Below are 17522 nucleotides of genomic sequence, written 5' to 3'. Positions count from 1 at the left end.
ATCATGCGCGCGTACAATTTCTGTGCTGGTCCTGCTGCATTACCTACTGCCGTTTTAGAAAAAGCTCAACAAGAATTGTTGGATTGGCAGGGTAAAGGTCTATCCATCATGGAAATGAGTCACCGTAGTGCTGACTATGTTGCTGTAGCTGAAAAAGCTGAAGCAGATTTACGCAAGTTAATGAACATTCCAGAAAACTATAAAGTACTGTTTTTACAAGGCGGTGCGTCATTACAATTTTCTGCTATTCCTTTAAACCTTTTAGGTAAGAACAGTAAAGCCGATTATATTCACACAGGCATCTGGTCTGAAAAAGCGTTAAAAGAAGCAAAACGTTATGGCGATATTAATGTTGTAGAAGCTGGCATTAAAGTAGATGGCAAGTTCGCAATTTCTGAACAAAGCGAATGGAATTTATCTGATGATGCAGCATATGTACATTATGCGGATAATGAAACGATTGGTGGCTTACAGTTCGCAGGAATTCCTGATGTAAAAGCGCCACTTGTTTGTGACTATTCATCAAGTATTTTATCTGCTCCATTAGATGTGACCAAGTTTGGTTTAATCTATGCTGGCGCACAAAAAAATATTGGTCCTGCTGGTTTAACAATTGTCATTATTCGTGATGACTTACTTGATCAAGCTAAACCAGAAATTCCAAGTATTTTAAAATATGGCGACCAAGCCAAAAATGGTTCTATGGTAAATACACCATCGACTTACGCTTGGTACTTGTCTGGTTTGGTATTTGAATGGTTGCTAGAGCAGGGTGGGGTAGAGGCTATTCATAAAGTAAACCTTGAAAAAGCTCAGTTGTTATATGGTTATATCGACTCAAGTGATTTCTACAATAACCCGATCGCAATTCCAAACCGTTCAATTATGAATGTACCGTTTACATTGGCAGACGAAGCTTTAGAAAAGCAATTCTTAAAAGAAGCGGAAGCTAATCACTTGTTGAATTTAGCTGGCCACCGTTCTGTCGGCGGTATGCGTGCAAGTATTTATAATGCTGTACCATTAGAAGGCGTACAGGCTTTAATCAACTTTATGGATGATTTTGCAAAGCGTAATGGTTAAGCAAATCAAATAAATAAAGCCCTCAAATGAGGGCTTTATTTATTGAATAAGTTATAAATTAAAAAGGCACTAAACCAAACTGGTGCATGAATATGGCAGCTAAGAACATACCCAAGACAAAAAAGCAAAACGCACCAGTATCGACCTTTACGCGCAGGCTACTGGATTGAATGAGGCTGGTAGTTTGTTCGGGTATAATCTTCATTCAATAACCTAATTATTAAAATATTAGTGAAATTCAATTAGTTTCACTCTTTTTAGCACAAATAGTCGCCTGAATCCAGATATTACCGCGAATATATTCGCCAATATTAAAGTTTTTATACAAATCGTTTTTGGTCGCAATGCGCACTAATATGGCAGGAAGATCATCTTCTAAAACCAAAGTGACATCATAAAGAGTATATTCTGCCCCCATAAATGTCATAGAAGTTTTACCAACAATATTACCTTGGAACCATGCTTCATCTTCTTGACCAAGATTTTCGCCATATAAATAAGCGACCATTTTAGAAAAATCAACGGTTACAGGTTCTTGATCTTCTGGAGTTTTTGGTTGCCATTCATTAATGAGTTCCTGTAAGTTTTCAGGAGCAACACCATTATGTTCAGTTAAAATTGCATTTAATGCACGGTGATGTTTAATAGAAGCGGGGTCATCAACAATGATTTTTTCACCTGCTGGAACAGGTTCTAATTCATAAGCCCATGCATTAAATTGGACTTGATAGTTTTGATTTTTGTCATATTGACAGTAGTTAACACTAAATAAATTATCAAATGCATAAACGGTTGTATTTTTATTTAGTCTTAAACTCAACACGGCTTGTGTAGCAGAGTCACAAGTAATGATGCGTTCAATTTTCGCATTATATTGATACGGACTTTCAAAACTTGGGAAGGCTGTTTTAAGCGCGCGAGGTTTTTGGTTTTCAACAGCAATAATTTGATTGATCGTAACTTTTTGGTCTTGTGGACCTTGAATGAGCCAAAAAGATTGGTCCATGTCTTCTTCATGTTCACACAAACCCATTGGCATTACAGGTGCATCAAGTGCCAGTCCTAACCATTTTGGTACATCTGTTTCGGGATGGGACGTCAATAGATTCCAATGTTCTCCATGACTACCAAAATTTTGGTCATTTACTTTAATAACTTCTGGACTGTTTTGATTTTTCATAAGCACGATGCTGTTGGGTTCACATTACTTGTTATATTAAATCGAGGGTGTTTGCTATTTTTCAAGTCACCATATGTAAATTCTCTTGTAAAAGCGCGTATTTAGTCATTTAAAAAGAAGCGCCGTTTCTATTTATAAGTTAAAAGTACGTTTAATTTATAAAAAAATTAAATGTTGAAATTAAAAATCAGTTTAATCGTTATTTTTACTCACCTTAGAAAAGCATCTGTTAGACTAATATTTTTAGTGGAAATAGAGAATAACGTGCTGCCATTTAAGCTATGGGTAGACGCAGACGCCTTACCGAAAATTTTACGTGAAGTGATTTTACGTGCGTCAGATCGTTATCAATTAGAAGTTATTTTTGTAGCCAATCAAAATGTTGGGATTACGCCTTCAGTACGAATTAAATCAATACAAGTTTTAAGTGGTGCCGACCAAGCAGATAAAGAAATAGTTGATCGTATGACTGAAAATGACATTGTCATTACGCAGGATATTCCACTGGCAGCTCAGGTGATTGAGAAAGGTGGAGTTGCTATTCATCCCCGTGGTGAAGTCTATACAACGGCCAATGTTAAAGCGCGTTTACATCTACGTGATTTCATGGATACGCTCCGTGGTGCAGGTGTGCAAACTGGTGGACCGCCTCCTATTTCCGAACGAGATAAACGTGAATTTTCAAGTTCATTAGATCAAACGATTTTAAAGCAAAAACGTAAAACAGCTAAGTGAGCATCGCATGCCATCGCAAACCAATTTGGCTCTAACCTATGCCTTGTTAGTGTTTATCTGGGCAACAACTCCGTTGGCAATTGTCTGGAGTGTGTCTGATTTACATCTGATGTGGGCATTGTTATTACGCTTTTTTATTGCATTGCCTTTGGCTGTCATCATATTACTAATTTTGAGAACACCTTTTCCAACGCATCGACAAGCAGTTCATAGCTACATTGCCGGATCTTTTAGCTTAATTGGTTCTCAAATTTTCACTTATGCCGCAACCCAATATTTAAGTTCAGGCATGATTGCGCTTATGTTTGGCTTAGCACCGATTATGGCGGGGCTTATTGGTCGGTTTGCTTTTGGCCAACAACTTTATAAGCTGCAATGGTTGGGTATGGCAATTGCGGTCAGTGGGTTAGCTATTATTTGTCTGAGCGGTGCGAATCAGCATGTACACCCGTTTGGTATTGTTCTTATGCTGATCAGTGTGTTTGTTTATTCTTTTTCAATTTTTTGGGTTAAGAAAGTTAATGCGCAGATCCAGCCGATGGCTCAGGCAACTGGTTCTATTTTAGTGTCTTCAATTTTTGCTAGTTGTTTTATTCCATTTATTTGGCAATATGCACCAACACATTTGCCAGAAGCCAAATCACTATTTGCCCTAATTTATACGGTACTTATGGCTTCACTCGTTGCCATGTTCTGTTATTTCAAACTTATACAAAATATTCAGGCAACGACTTTATCTTTAACGACAGTTATTACACCTATGTTAGCGATGATGATTGGAGCTGCTTTAAACCATGAACAACTTTCAATTATGGTTTTTGTAGGTGCTTTCATTATCTTGTCTGGACTCTTTTTATATTTCTATAAAGACATTCAGGCAAACCGGAACTTTGCTCAACATATGAAGTCTAAATAGGAGAAGATTTGGGTAATTTGTTGAGCTTATTCATTAAATTGTTCTAATTCGTAGCGAAATGCACGATCAAATTGATCTCCCAACTTAACTAGTAGAAAATAGCGCAGCAATATAATATTAGGATTGTTAAGGATAAGTCAGAACTTACTGATTTTTAAACCTTAATACAGCATCTAACGGTATGGCCAAATAGTAGATGTGGGTGCAATTTGCCATCAACATCTTATATTTTCCATCAATGACCTTGGATTTAGAAGGTATGTTTAAACCAATCTCACTGTATATAGGGTTGAGATATACTCGCGCAAGACGCAGTAATCATTTTATTTCTTTTATTGCATTGGTTTCGATGGTCGGTTTGACACTAGGTGTCGCTGTGCTGATTACAGTACTTTCTGTCATGAACGGTTTCGATCGCGAATTGAAAAACCGTGTGTTAGGAATGGTGCCGCAAGCAACAGTTTCATCTACACAAATCCTCACGGATTGGCCTGAACTCGTGAAGCGAGTTGAACATCATCCACATGTAACAGGGGTTGCACCTTTTACGCAATTGCAAGGTATGTTAACTGCGCAAGGGCAAGTCGCTGGTATTATGGTGACGGGTATTGACCCAAAATATGAAAAGAATGTCTCTATTATTCAAAATCATATTGTTGCCGGGAGTTTAGATTCACTTAAAAAAGGTGAATTTGGTATTGTACTTGGTAAAGATATGGCTGATTCATTGGGCTTACGTCTAAATGATAGTGTGACATTGGTTTTACCAGAAGCAACACCATCTCCAGCAGGTGTTGTACCTCGTTTCAAGCGTTTTAAAGTGGTTGGTATTTTTAGTGTAGGCGCTGAAGTCGACTCTATGGTGGGTTATATCGCCCTATACGATGCTTCAACCTTATTACGCTTACCAGATGGTGCCCAAGGTGTCCGTTTAAAACTAGATGATATTTTTGCAGCGCCACAAGTTGCTGACGACTTAGTAAAAAGTTTACCAAGCAATTTCTATGCGACGAACTGGACCTATACGCATGGTAATTTATTTAATGCCATTCAAATGGAAAAAACTCTAGTCGGTTTATTGCTTGTCCTTATTATTGTGGTAGCAGCATTTAATATTGTTTCATCATTGGTCATGGTGGTGACTGATAAAAAATCTGATATCGCAATTTTGCGTACATTAGGCGCTTCGCCGTCGATGATCACTAAAATATTTATGGTTCAAGGTACCGTGATTGGGGTGATTGGTACAGTTGCAGGTACGGTTTTAGGTGTAATTTTAGCTTTAACCATTAGTGATATCATTTCATGGTTTAACAATGTGTTGGGCTTAAATCTATTTGATGCTTACTTTGTACATTACCTTCCTTCTTATTTAAGATGGCAAGATGTGACGATTATCGTGATTGTTTCTTTACTTTTAAGCTTCTTGGCGACTATTTATCCGGCACTTCGTGCTGCCAAAGTTCAACCTGCCGAGGCACTGCGCTATGAGTAAAATTGTTTTAGAAGCGAAAGAAATATATAAACATTTTGATGACGGTAAATCTAAAGTTGAAGTCATTAAAGGTCTTTCTTTACAAGTTGAAGCAGGGCAGTTTGTTTCGATTGTCGGTGCGAGTGGTTCAGGTAAAAGTACTTTGCTTCATGTGCTAGGTGGTTTAGAGCAGCCAACTCAAGGGCAAGTATTTTTAAATGGTCAGCGTTTTGATAATTTAGGTGAAGCTGAACGTGGTTTTCAGCGTAACCAATACCTCGGTTTTGTTTATCAATTTCATCATCTATTACCTGAGTTTTCTGCGCTTGAAAATGTGGCGATGCCTTTAATGCTTCGTGCAGATAGCCAATTTAAATCTGTAAAAGCGCAAGCTGAATATTTACTTGATCGAGTTGGGTTATCTCATCGTATGGATCATAAGCCAGGGGAGCTTTCGGGTGGTGAGCGCCAACGTGTGGCTTTAGCGCGTGCTTTAGTCACTAAACCTGCAGTTGTTCTGGCCGATGAACCTACAGGTAATTTAGACCGTAAAACAGCTCTAGGTATTTTTGAATTACTGACCGATCTTAAGAAAGAACTCAACATGGCAATGTTAATTGTGACCCATGATGAGCATTTAGCTCAGGCTGCTGATTCTATTTTGCATATGCAAGATGGACTCTGGGTGAGTGGCACTTAAAAAATTGTCATTAAATCACATTGTTAAAGCCCACTTAGTTGGGCTTTAATTTTGCCCCTAAAAAGATAATGATATGACCTTGAATGTTAAAACTTATTTTAATGGGGTGGATTGGGGGTATTGCATTTATGGGGATAGATATCCCTTTAATAATGCAATATGGGTGGTTAGGTAAAGTTTTGCTTGTTATGGGCTTTATTTTTTATATTTTTAAGAGAAATATTTTCTTAAATCGCCCCATATTAAAAACCATTTACTGTTTAGTCTGCGCTATTAGTTTTTTTACTATAGGACATCAATATGCTCAGTATGCCTTAAATGAAAGATTAGAACTGCGACAAATGCAGCCTAAATCTTTAGATATTATTGTGTATGTCGACCGTATAAGTGAAGAAAAAGAAGATAAGACACAGCAACCCGTTCAGGTATTAGGGCAGTCCTTACATCCCGTCAATTGGCTATTATATTTAAAAAATCAAAAAGTAAACTCGGCCATAGATGAGCCAAAATTAAAATTAGGTCATTATTATCGAATTTCTGGCAAAACCAAACCTGCTCATAGTTACGCAGTGGCTGGTGTTTTTGACCAAGAACAGTGGTTCATTCAACGAAATATAATGTCCGGTTTTAGTGTTCAGCATATTGAGCCTTTAAGCTCTGATGAAATTTATCAGTTGGGTTATCAACATCATTTAAAAGAGCAACAAAAATTCTTTAACAGACAAAAGTTAAATGTAGAAAAGTTGCGCCTAACATTTAGATTAATGTTAAAACAATCTCCTTTGCAAAATAAGGGTCTGTTATTAGCTTTGTTAACAGGGGACGAAAGTCTCTTAAATGATGAGATTAAAAATCAATTTAAGGAATTAGGAATCTCTCATTTGTTAGCCATTTCAGGGCCTCATGTACTCATTTTTGCTATCATGTTGTCTTGGGTATTACATCAATTAATAAGACGTTATTATCCGCAGCTTTATTTGCGTCAACCTAAACAAATTTGGACCATGATTCCATTATGTTTTGGTGTTTTGATTTATACGGCATTTGTTGGTTTTGAAATTCCTGCCTTAAGAACTTTACTCTCAGTATTTTTATTTGCTTCTTTGGTATTGATTAAAGTGCCTGTTAAACCATTTTCACTCTTGGTTTATAGTGCAAGTCTACTTTTACTTTTCGATCCCTTCAGTGTTTTATCCGCAGGTTTTTGGCTGTCTTATGGTTCTTGCTTTATTTTATTACGGATTTATCAAACTATAGAGCAAGCTCCAAATGTTGTTTCAACTAGTCTGTTATCTAGAATCATTCTTTTCAGTAAAATTTTAATTGAATCTCAAGGCAAAATATTTATTGCCTTATGTCCCTTAATGCTGATTTTCTTTCAACAGATTTCATGGGTTGCTCCTTTTACAAATATTATTGCAGTTCCTTTACTCGGAGGAGTGATTGTTCCTTTAAATATTTTTGCAGCTTGTGTATGGCTTATTTTTAAATCATTCGGAAATTTACTTTTTCAAATTAATGACGTCCTGATTAGTATAGTACTGTCATGTTTTAATCTTTTAGAAAAGTTATCTCTACCATTACAAGGTTTTAGCCTGACACCACTTGCTTTAGTTTGCCTTAGCTTCGTTATTATTATCTTATTTTTACCGCGTGGGGTTTTACCAAAATCTTGGGGGCTAATATGCTGTTTACCCTTGATCATTCCAGATAAGTCGTCCCAGCAAGTTCAATTAAATATTATAGACGTAGGACAGGGGCAAGCTATTTTCTTGCAGCACCCGCAGCAGACATGGCTCATCGATACGGGTGGGTCTTATGATGAGAAAGCTTTTAGTATTGGTCAAAATGTGGTGATTCCATATTTACGTCAAAAGGGAATTAAACAACTGGATCACGTCGTACTGTCTCATCTTGATCAAGATCATAGCGGAGCATTTCCTTCAATCGCTCAGGCTTTTCCTATTAAACAAGTCATATCAAATGAACGATGGACAGAGCAAATTAAAGAACCATTTACCTATTGTCATCAAGGTCAAAAATGGCAATATCCACAATTAGATATTGAAATCCTTTGGCCTAAAGAAAAAGATTTAAACTTAGTTTCTTCAAATCAAAATCAATATTCTTGTGTGGTTTATATTCATTTAAAACAGATAAATGGCTATCAAAATTATTTAATTATGGGTGATGCAGGGTGGGAAGCAGAATATCAACTCATGAAAGAATATCCTGATTTCAAGGTAGATGTTCTGGTATTAGGTCATCATGGAAGTAAACATAGTTCAGCTTACGACTTCTTAGCGACGTTAAACCCCAAGCTTGTTGTTGCTTCTGCTGGCTTTAATAATCGTTATGGTCATCCAAGCAAAGAGGTTTTAGCGAGAATACAAGAGCTTAATATTCCATTTAAAAGCACAGTTGAGCAAGGAACATTGAGCTTTGTATCTCGCAATCAAGAGATGGTTTTATACACTCGACGTCTCGAGCGTACTTGGCTTCACAGGAATTTGTGAAGCTTCTGCTTTAAGTCTATCTACAATTTGAAGTGCTTCATTCGGATCAATATTGTAAATATTATCTAAAGCGGGATTTGCTTTAAAACGTTTATAACTCCAGTGATAGTGTTCTGGATAGTGCTGGATCAGTTGTTCAATGGCTTGATGAATAACAAAAGTTCCATCATCGGCACTACCTTCGTAAATCTTCTCATCCATAGGTTCAATATGCATCGTAAAACCGTTGTGTTCATTACGAATCGCATAAAGAAATAATGCTTTGGCTTTTGTTTTTTGGATGAGCTTGGCGCTTAAATTACTTGAGGCAAGTGGTACACCAAAATAATTGATCATATCCCCACCAACATTAGGTGTATGGTCGGGTAAAATTACAGTGGTTTCGCCTTGTTTGAGTGCTTTAAAAATTTGTCGAACACCAGTCTCATCGGTAGGTACCAAGTTGGCTTGTTCACGGCTACGTGCTTCTCGAACAAAACGGTCTGCATCTTCATTTTTTACAGGCTTGTATAAAATAGTCATAGAAGTGAACTGGGCACACCAAGCATTCATGATTTCCCATGTACCAAAATGTGGAACAATCAATACCACACCTTTTTTTGCTGCTAGTGCTTCATGAAAGTAATGTTCACCCTCAATATGGTGAATACGTGAAATATTCTTACTATTTGATGAGCCCCAAATACTTAAAAACTCGAAGTATGAGGTTAACTCGTTACGAATAGCTTGTTGTGTAATATCTATTCGTTGCTGTGGTGTTAAGTGGGGAAGTGCAATTTGTAAGTTAAGTTCTATACTTTTTGATGTTCTAGTAATTTTTAAAGTATTGACTAACCCTGCCAACATACGGGCAATAAAACGTCCAAATTGAATGGGTTGACGGCTAAAAGTTTTGAGTAAGTAATAGTTCATGCTTTTTACATCTAGTTTGGTCATCTATCGCGGTAAAAAGGAGGCAACAAGTAAAAAAAGATAAAAATATTATAAATGAAATCATATAATTTAGACAGTTTTTATCAAATCAACGTATATAATGACATCATTTTAGATTGATTTGGATTGGAATTTTATGTCCGATTGGCCACCAAAACCACAAAATGAACCTATAATCCCTAAACAAAATGGACCAGAATGGCAAATTCTTGAGAAGGCTGTACTCGCTTCAGTAGAAGAGCAACGCCGTAGTCGTCGTTGGGGTATCTTCTTTAAAACATTAACTTTTATTTATTTACTATTCATTATTGTACTCATGGGCAAAGGCTGTTCAACCAGCAAAGAAGGCTCTGCTGTAAGTAGCAGTAGTACTCATTTGGCAGTGGTGGATATTATTGGAACGATTGATGCTTCGAGTAATCAAGCGGTAAATAGTGAAGATACGAATAAAGCGCTTAAACGTGCTTTTGAAGCCTCAAATAGTAAGGCTGTTGCACTTAACATTAATTCACCTGGCGGTTCTCCAGTTCAGTCTGATGAAATCTGGCAGGAAATTCGTTATTTGAAAAAACAGCACCCTGATAAGAAAGTTTATGCCGTTATTGGTGATATGGGAGCATCGGGTGCGTACTATATCGCTTCTGCTGCGGATGAGATTATTGTCAACCCATCAAGTTTAGTGGGCTCAATTGGTGTGATCATGCCTAACTATGGTATTACTGGTTTAGCTCAGAAGCTCGGTATTGAAGACCGCACTTTAACTGCCGGAACGAATAAAGACATTTTAAGTATGACAAAACCGATTGATCCTGCTCAAAAGCAACATATTCAATCTGTTCTTGATAATGTTCATACTCACTTTATTACCGCAGTGAAAGAAGGGCGTGGAAAGCGTTTAAAATCGAATGATCCAGCTATTTTTTCTGGTTTATTCTGGACGGGTGAACAAGCAATTCAATTAGGTGTTGCTGACCGTTCAGGTAATATTACGAGCTTGATGCGTGAACTAAACCTTGATAATAAAGTTGACTACACAATTGAGCGTAACCCACTACAATCCATTTTGGGTCGTATGGGGGCACAAATCGGGCAAGGAGTAAGTGAATCTATTGCTCAAGAGGTGCAGACTAGTCAAAGCGCAAAATTACAATAAATCTGTATTTTTAGGATAACGGTATGTCAGTAAAACCGGTTATACACTTTGCGCATGCTAATGGTGTGCCATCTATGGTGTATCAAAAATTGTTTGATCAATTAAAAGATGAGTATGACGTAATTTATGTTCCACTCATTGGTCCTGACAAACGTTATCCTGTGACTAACCATTGGCCTGCTTTGGTTGATCAAGTTATTGATAGTATTGTGCGTCAGGCGAAAGGACGTAAAGTCATCGGATTAGGCCATTCTCTTGGTTCGGTTTTAACATTAATGGCATCTTTTCGACGTCCTGAACTGTTTTCTCAAGTCATTATGTTAGATCCGCCTCTTATTTTAGGGCGATATTCATTTGCTTTTCATATGGCAAAATTATTTCGTCCTAAATTGGTTGATGCGATGACACCGGCGGGCTTATCTGCACGTCGTCGTGAACACTGGGAGTCGAGAGAGCAGGCTGCTGAGTTACTTCGTCCTAAAGGATTTTATAAAGATTTTGATGAAGATTGTTTTCAGGCTTACATTGATTATGCTTTGAAAGAAGATTCGATTCGCGGTGGAGTAACTTTAACGATTTCTCGTGAAGATGAAGTTGCAATTTTCCGTAAAAATCCTTCTTGGTGGTGGCTGCCTATGCCAAAACCTAAGATGCCTGTGCATTTAGTTGTGGGTAAAGGAAGTGACTTCTTAAAAAGAGGCTTTCCTCAAATGGCAAAGCGAAAAATGGGAATCCCATTTACTGTGGTTGAAGGGGGCCATATGTTCCCTCTAGAGCATCCTATTGATACAGTAAATTCTATAAAGAAATTGATTCATCATTAATTAAATTAATTTAAAGCTTATAAAAAAGGACATGCCAGCATGTCCTTTTTTATTTTTGTTTGCTAGTAAAATACTTTACCAACTTGCAAAACGAATAGGGTCTTTTAGAACTTGATTACGGAAATAGGCTTGCCCATCTTTCCATGTAAGTTGACCGTTACACAGCCACTCTGCAACTTGTGGGTAGATAAAGTGCTCAAGTGTGTGCACTCGATCTGCTAATGAAGCGGCAGTATCATGTTCTTGAACTGATATAGCTGATTGGGCAATAGATTGACCAGAATCCAGTTCAGCAGTTACAAAGTGTACGGTACAACCATGCAAACGATCACCTGTGTTTAAAACACGTTGATGAGTATTCACACCTTTGTAAGCTGGAAGAAGCGAGGGATGTATATTCAGCATTTTCCCTTGCCATTTGTTGACAAAGGTGGATGTTAAGATACGCATGAAGCCAGCTAAAATAACTACATCTACTTCCCAAGCTAAGAGTTGCTGATGCATTGCCTCATCAAAAACTTCGCGCGTTGGAAAGTCTTTATGGGAGATAACAGCGGTAGCAATATTGGCTTTTTGAGCACGCTCTAGGGCATAAGCATCTGCTTTATTAGACAGTACACCTACAATTTGCCCTGATAGATTTGCATCTATCAAGGCCTGTAAATTACTGCCATTCCCAGAGACTAGAACAGCAATTTTTATCATGCAAAGATCACACGAATTTTTTCGTCTGCACCTTCCACTGACTCAGCATTTTCTTGGATATATCCAATTTTCCAAGCTTTTTCACCTTGAGCATTAAGTACTTCAATTGTTTTTTCAGCATCATTTGCATCAACAGCAATAACCATACCTACGCCACAGTTAAACGTACGGTACATTTCAAAGCGTTCTACATTGCCTTCGCGTTGTAGAAGTTGGAACAATTCAGGCCATTCCCAAGAAGATTCATCAATAACTGCTTGTGCACCATTTGGTAATACACGAGGTAAGTTACCTGGTAAACCACCACCAGTAATGTGTGCCATAGCATGAACATCAACTTGTTTGCAGAGTTCAAGAACCGGTTTTACATAAATACGAGTTGGTTCCATTGCTACATCAGCAAGAGGACGACCATCAATCGTTTGAGTTAAATCAACGTTTTTAACGTCTAAAATTTTACGTAGTAATGAGTAACCATTCGAGTGAGCACCACTTGATGCAACACCGATAAGTACGTCACCAGACTTTACTTTAGAGCCATCAATAATTTTGCTTTGCTCAACAACACCAACTGCAAAACCAGCAAGATCGTAATCTTCACCTTCGTACATGCCTGGCATTTCCGCGGTTTCACCACCTACAAGTGCGCAACCTGCAAGCTCACAACCTTTACCAATACCAGTAACAACATTTGCAGCAACGTCAACATTTAAGTGACCAGTCGCGTAATAATCAAGGAAGAATAATGGTTCTGCGCCACAAACTAAAAGGTCGTTTACGCACATAGCCACAAGGTCTTGGCCGATTGTGTCATGACGATTGAGATTAAGGGCCAAACGTAATTTAGTTCCTACACCATCGGTTCCAGAAACTAAAACAGGCTCTTCATAACCTTTAGGAATTTTGCATAGTGCACCAAAGCCACCAAGCCCGCCCATTACTTCAGGACGACTTGTACGTTTAGCGACTGACTTGATACGATCGACCAGTGCGTCGCCCGCTTCAATGTCGACACCCGCATCTTTGTAGCTTAAACCGGTATTTGGGGTAGAAGTTGAGTTGCTCATAAATGAAGTCTCCGCATTGGCGGCAGATTATAACCTGAATATACGAAACTCTTATGTTATTTATGCTCGAAAATGCTATCTTTAATAAAAATATTTTTTCATTTATAACGATTAAATCAAAAAAGGCTAGATTTTATGCAAGATCGTATACTGCGCCGTATTTTTTTACTCGCAGGTATTGTATTGCTGGTATGGGTGTTGTACTTACTCAAGCCTGTAGTCATTCCTTTTATCGGTGCTTTTTTCCTGGCTTATTTATTCAGTCCACTTGTTGATGTGCTGGTAAAAATGAAATTGCCTCGCTGGTTAGCAATTAGCGTGGTATTCGTCGGAATAGGTGTAACCTTAACTATTGCACTCTGGTATTTAGTTCCACTGATTTGGAAACAATTAGTTTATGCCCGAGATAGTATTCCAGCAGGTATTCACTGGATTAATGCTACCTTTTTACCTTGGGTGTCTTCGACATTTAATGTCCAGCAAATGGAAATTGACACAGAGCAGTTGTCTAAAGCTGTCATGGAATATGTCCAAACAAACTATAGCGCAGACAGCATTCAGGCAGTGTTATTAAAACTGGCTCAATCTGGTTTGAATTTTATTCAGATTGGTGGAACAGTTGTTTTAATTCCAATTATTGCTTTCTATTTCTTGCTTGATTGGGAACGTATGTTACAAAACTTACGTCGTCTCATTCCACGTCCATATGAAGCAACTACTTTACAGATCGTTGGTGAATGCCATAGCGTTTTAGGGGCATTTGTTAAAGGTCAGTTTCTGGTCATGCTATTGCTTGGCGTAGTATATGCAGTTGGTTTACAACTCATCGGTTTGGAAGTTGGTCTTATTATTGGTATGGTGGCAGGACTTGCTAGTATTATTCCTTATTTAGGTTTTGCCGTAGGTATTATTGCCGCTGTTATTGCTAGCCTGTTCCAGTTTGGCTTGGATTGGATGCATCTATTACTGGTTGGTATCGTCTTTATGATTGGTCAAGCGGTAGAAGGCTATATCTTACAGCCATTCCTACTGGGTGATAAAATTGGCTTATCTCCTGTAGCAGTTGTTTTTGCAGTATTGGCAGGTGCACAACTTGCAGGCTTCTTGGGAATGTTAATTGCATTGCCTGTTGCTGCGGTTATTGTAGTGTTGTTGAAGCATTTAAGAGAGAATTACGAAAGAAGCTCACTTTATGCTCCACCATCTACATTAGTGATCCAACATGGCGATATTGAGCAAATTCATGTACAAACCGAAAGCACTAAGCTTGATCTTGAAGTTAAAACACAGCAAGATACAGATGAACTAAAATCTCCTAACCAGAAATAATTTCAAGGTTAATTCAATATATGCGTCAACTCCAACTGGATATAGAACCTCAACTTGATGCCCGAATCAGCGATTTTTCGGGACCGGGTTGGGGGCATGTAGTCGATGCCGTGCGTCAACTACATGCTGGTCTGGTGAGCAGGTTCTATATTTACGGTGGAGCGGGGACGGGGAAGAGTCATTTACTTTCTGCAATTTGTGATTCTTATTTAGAAATAGGCAAATCTGCTATTAAAGTATCTTTGCTCGAACTGCTTGATGCACCTATTGAGGCAATTACCTCTTTAGAACATTATGATCTTGTTGCTTTGGATGATATTGAATCGATTAGTGGTGTGCCTCACTGGCAGAAAGCTGTTTTTCATTTAATGAATAATCACGAAGGACAACTGGTGTTTTCGTCGCGTGTAGCACCGATTGAATTAAAGCTGGAATTACCAGACCTACAATCACGACTTACACAAGCCGTTAGTGTAAAAGTGCCAAGTGGAAGTCTATATGCAGACCGCTATGCCTTGGTGACATCTGTAATGGCTAGACGGGGTATTCACTTTGACCAACAAATTGTTGATTACTTATTATTACATGGTCCTCACCAAGCATCTCTTTTACTGCAAACTGTTGCTCAGTTAGAAAAACTACTCAAAGGTGAAAAAACAAAACTTTCTAATGCGACTTTAAGACAAATTTATGCTTTGATTGATGAGTATCAACAGTAGAGTTTCTAGCTTAAATTTGCTGTTTTGCTTAAATTAAACTCATACAATTTAAAAAATGGCTTTCCCTACATAAGTTTTTTTCATTTCAGAAAAGCTATATTTATAACTTATAAATTCTTTTTTAATTTTTTAATACGACAATTTTTTGTATTTAAAAAACTTTTTTAGGTCTACGAAGCTTTTTGTAATCTAGCTCAAAAATGACTCTACAGACCGACCAAAATGTCTTGAGAAATTCTACTTCCTGTGACAAAGTACGCACAAAGGATGCGATTGCAAAAGCGGAAATTTTGCAATATTGACAAAGAAAAATGAAAAAAGATGTAAGGAGATGGGTATGCTCAAACGGAGCATTGCTTTTGCTTTATTGGCTGCTGCTGGACACGCTTATTCTGCCGATATTCAAGTCACAACTACAACTGATGAAGACGTCGATAACACGGTCTGTTCATTACGCGAGGCTGTCGAACTTTTAAATAAACTTAATTCAAGCGATTCTAAGGTTGTTGCGTCTGTAAAAGATGGTTATCGTGGCTGTGCTAGTGGTGACTCAAATAATATTATTTTGCAAAGAGATAAAGAGTACACACTTAATGAAAAAATAAAGATAACAGCTCCTCTGACAATTAGTACTGCTAAAAATGATTCTACGCTAGTTGATACCGATCAACCAGGTTCGCATAACGCTACAATAAAAATGATTGGTACTGATCAGTTATTTAAAATTGATGATGAAAGTATTGAAAAAGCATCAATTTCTGTTTCGCTAACTGATCTTAATTTACAAGGTGCGGGTTTAAAATTTAAAGCCGTCACTGGTGGTTTGATTGATAATCATGAAATATTGAAAATTCAAAACTCTCGTTTAATTGATGGATACGCAGCTCAAGGGGGAGCAATTTATAATAGAGGATTGGTCACGAAAAGTGGCCAGACCTATGGGTTCGTCACAATTACCAATACTCTTATTCAAAATAATAAAGCAACACAAGGTGGAGTAATTTATAGTGAGCAGCCTTTGTATTTGATCACGCAGTCTGTGATTCGAGACAATGAAGTTAGTTCTGCTGCTGGATCACTTTTCTTCAGTGCAAATAAATTTGATGATGAAAGTACAGGGGGATATTTAAGCCAGCGTTCTACCGGTCTGAGTAACAGTACTTTTTTTCATAATAAAGTAGGTTTTATTGCAAATGTTCAAGATGGGATGTTTGTTAATAACATTACGATGATTAAAAATGATAAAGGATTATTTCTAGATGCTCCCCAAGGTAATGCTTCTATTTCAAATAGTGTTTTAGTTGGAAATACGATCAACTGCCAGGCTACTAGTGCCGATAAAGCAATTATACAAAGTAATTTGGTGACAACAGAATGTAATAGAAATGCGACCTCTAAGCTCCCTAATATTCTTTATCCTGCTAATGAAAAATTAATAGCAGGTAGTACAGATGAGGGAGTATGCGATGTAACAGCGAAAGAAGGTTTATTTTGTCCTTTTAACACTCCTAAAGATAGTTTTTTAGGTTTTTTTAAGCCTCGACTTTTAGAAAGTTATAATACTTTAGCTGACTCCTTAATTATTAATAAAGGTCGTTTATATAGTGACGGCACTTCAGTCGGATTAGCAAGCTGTGAAAGTGTTGATCAACGTGGGAAAAAACGTAGCGGTTATGATGAGCTATGTGATCTTGGAGCGATTGAATATATTTTAGATACTGAGATATCCTCAGTAGGTCAAGATATTAGATATGGCCAAGTTGCAAAATTTAATATTCTTGGTTCTCTAAGTGAAGCAGATTTAGTGACTCCAGCTACGTGTAAGCGATTGTTTGGCGAGCGAGCTGATGGAAAAGAATGGCAACCAGGATGCCTTAGAATTAAACAAAGTACAGACACACCAGTTTCTAAAGGCAATATAACTTTAGATCAAAATGGAAATGTAATTTATACACCAAATGGGAACTGGCATGGCGCGGATATTTTTAGTATTCAGGTTGTTACGAGTGTGTCTCGATTTAATGAAGGCGTAGAGTTTCAATATATCACTATCCCGACAAGAATTGTTCAGGATCCTTTATCTGGAATTGAAGACAAATCTGTCAGTACCGGAGGTGGAGGTAGTGTTGGTGGGGCCTTTATTTTAAGTTTATTAGGTTTAATTGCTTTACGCCGTTTCAAGTCATAA

At 37.6% G+C, this 17522-nt stretch carries 15 protein-coding genes and 1 pseudogene; 11 read left to right on the top strand and 5 right to left on the bottom strand.

The window, feature by feature from the left end:
* Positions 1-3: 3 nt before the first annotated feature.
* The gene (gene serC, locus J536_RS15590; protein WP_005067728.1) at positions 4-1083 is read left to right on the top strand and encodes a 3-phosphoserine/phosphohydroxythreonine transaminase; all 1080 of its coding nucleotides are present in this window, start codon (positions 4-6) and stop codon (positions 1081-1083) included.
* A 238-nt stretch (positions 1084-1321) separates the two neighbouring features.
* Here serC and J536_RS15585 read toward each other — a convergent pair whose 3' ends face one another.
* Complete coding sequence (locus tag J536_RS15585) at positions 1322-2263, bottom strand: hypothetical protein (protein ID WP_032004409.1); 942 nt, start codon at positions 2261-2263, stop codon at positions 1322-1324.
* 246 nt (positions 2264-2509) lie between these two features.
* Here J536_RS15585 and J536_RS15580 point away from each other — a divergent pair, with 246 nt between their 5' ends.
* Entirely contained in the window at positions 2510-2998 is a 489-nt protein-coding gene (locus J536_RS15580; RefSeq protein ID WP_014207405.1) for a YaiI/YqxD family protein, read from the top strand.
* A gap of 7 nt (positions 2999-3005) precedes the next feature.
* The gene (locus tag J536_RS15575) at positions 3006-3914 is read left to right on the top strand and encodes a DMT family transporter (RefSeq protein ID WP_032063278.1); all 909 of its coding nucleotides are present in this window, start codon (positions 3006-3008) and stop codon (positions 3912-3914) included.
* Positions 3915-3943: 29 nt separating this feature from the next.
* Here J536_RS15575 and J536_RS26170 read toward each other — a convergent pair.
* Positions 3944-4045: pseudogene (locus J536_RS26170) on the bottom strand (PilZ domain-containing protein); the annotation flags it as partial.
* Between the two features lie 128 nt (positions 4046-4173).
* On the opposite strand from J536_RS26170, the gene J536_RS15570 reads away from it, so the two are divergent.
* From J536_RS15570 to J536_RS15560, 3 genes are all read left to right on the top strand, one after another.
* Positions 4174-5409 carry a lipoprotein-releasing ABC transporter permease subunit gene (locus J536_RS15570; RefSeq protein ID WP_004790618.1) on the top strand — a complete coding sequence of 412 codons (1236 nt, stop codon included), beginning with the start codon at positions 4174-4176 and terminating at the stop codon, positions 5407-5409.
* Positions 5402-6088 (top strand): lipoprotein-releasing ABC transporter ATP-binding protein LolD, encoded by a 687-nt coding sequence (gene lolD / locus J536_RS15565; RefSeq protein ID WP_032004412.1) that lies wholly within the window; start codon positions 5402-5404, stop codon positions 6086-6088. Before J536_RS15570 ends, lolD begins: the two co-directional genes overlap by 8 nt.
* 83 nt (positions 6089-6171) lie before the next feature.
* Positions 6172-8604, top strand: a complete 2433-nt coding sequence (locus J536_RS15560; protein WP_032063277.1) for a DNA internalization-related competence protein ComEC/Rec2 — start codon at positions 6172-6174, stop codon at positions 8602-8604.
* On the opposite strand, the gene J536_RS15555 is transcribed toward J536_RS15560, so the two are convergent.
* Entirely contained in the window at positions 8557-9540 is a 984-nt protein-coding gene (locus tag J536_RS15555; protein WP_080612814.1) for a lysophospholipid acyltransferase family protein, read from the bottom strand. The two genes, J536_RS15560 and J536_RS15555, sit on opposite strands and share 48 nt — an antisense overlap.
* Positions 9541-9673: 133 nt before the next feature.
* Here J536_RS15555 and sppA point away from each other — a divergent pair, with 133 nt between their 5' ends.
* Together sppA and J536_RS15545 are read left to right on the top strand one after the other, a co-directional pair.
* Positions 9674-10690, top strand: coding sequence for a signal peptide peptidase SppA (gene sppA, locus J536_RS15550; protein ID WP_032055172.1), 1017 nt, complete (start codon positions 9674-9676; stop codon positions 10688-10690).
* Positions 10691-10713: 23 nt separating this feature from the next.
* Positions 10714-11514: an alpha/beta fold hydrolase gene (locus J536_RS15545; protein WP_017385815.1), complete on the top strand. Its 801-nt coding sequence runs from the start codon at positions 10714-10716 to the stop codon at positions 11512-11514.
* Between the two features lie 75 nt (positions 11515-11589).
* On the opposite strand, the gene purN is transcribed toward J536_RS15545, so the two are convergent.
* Entirely contained in the window at positions 11590-12219 is a 630-nt protein-coding gene (purN, locus tag J536_RS15540) for a phosphoribosylglycinamide formyltransferase (protein WP_032055175.1), read from the bottom strand.
* A complete protein-coding gene (gene purM / locus J536_RS15535; protein ID WP_005073084.1) occupies positions 12216-13286 on the bottom strand; it encodes a phosphoribosylformylglycinamidine cyclo-ligase in 1071 nt (356 codons plus the stop codon). Before purM ends, purN begins: the two co-directional genes overlap by 4 nt.
* 135 nt (positions 13287-13421) lie before the next feature.
* Here purM and cxpE point away from each other — a divergent pair, with 135 nt between their 5' ends.
* The 3 genes from cxpE to rbtA all read left to right on the top strand — a co-directional run bounded on the left by cxpE (position 13422) and on the right by rbtA (position 17522).
* Positions 13422-14615, top strand: a complete 1194-nt coding sequence (gene cxpE / locus J536_RS15530) for a chloramphenicol efflux transporter CxpE (protein WP_002118385.1) — start codon at positions 13422-13424, stop codon at positions 14613-14615.
* Between the two features lie 20 nt (positions 14616-14635).
* A complete protein-coding gene (gene hda, locus J536_RS15525) occupies positions 14636-15334 on the top strand; it encodes a DnaA regulatory inactivator Hda (protein WP_002118656.1) in 699 nt (232 codons plus the stop codon).
* Between the two features lie 337 nt (positions 15335-15671).
* The gene (gene rbtA / locus J536_RS15520) at positions 15672-17522 is read left to right on the top strand and encodes a rhombotarget A (protein ID WP_032055181.1); all 1851 of its coding nucleotides are present in this window, start codon (positions 15672-15674) and stop codon (positions 17520-17522) included.

The organism is Acinetobacter sp. 809848, from assembly GCF_000581275.1.
Taxonomy (GTDB): Bacteria; Pseudomonadota; Gammaproteobacteria; order Pseudomonadales; family Moraxellaceae; genus Acinetobacter; species Acinetobacter pittii.
This window is presented reverse-complemented; position numbering and strand designations above follow the sequence as displayed.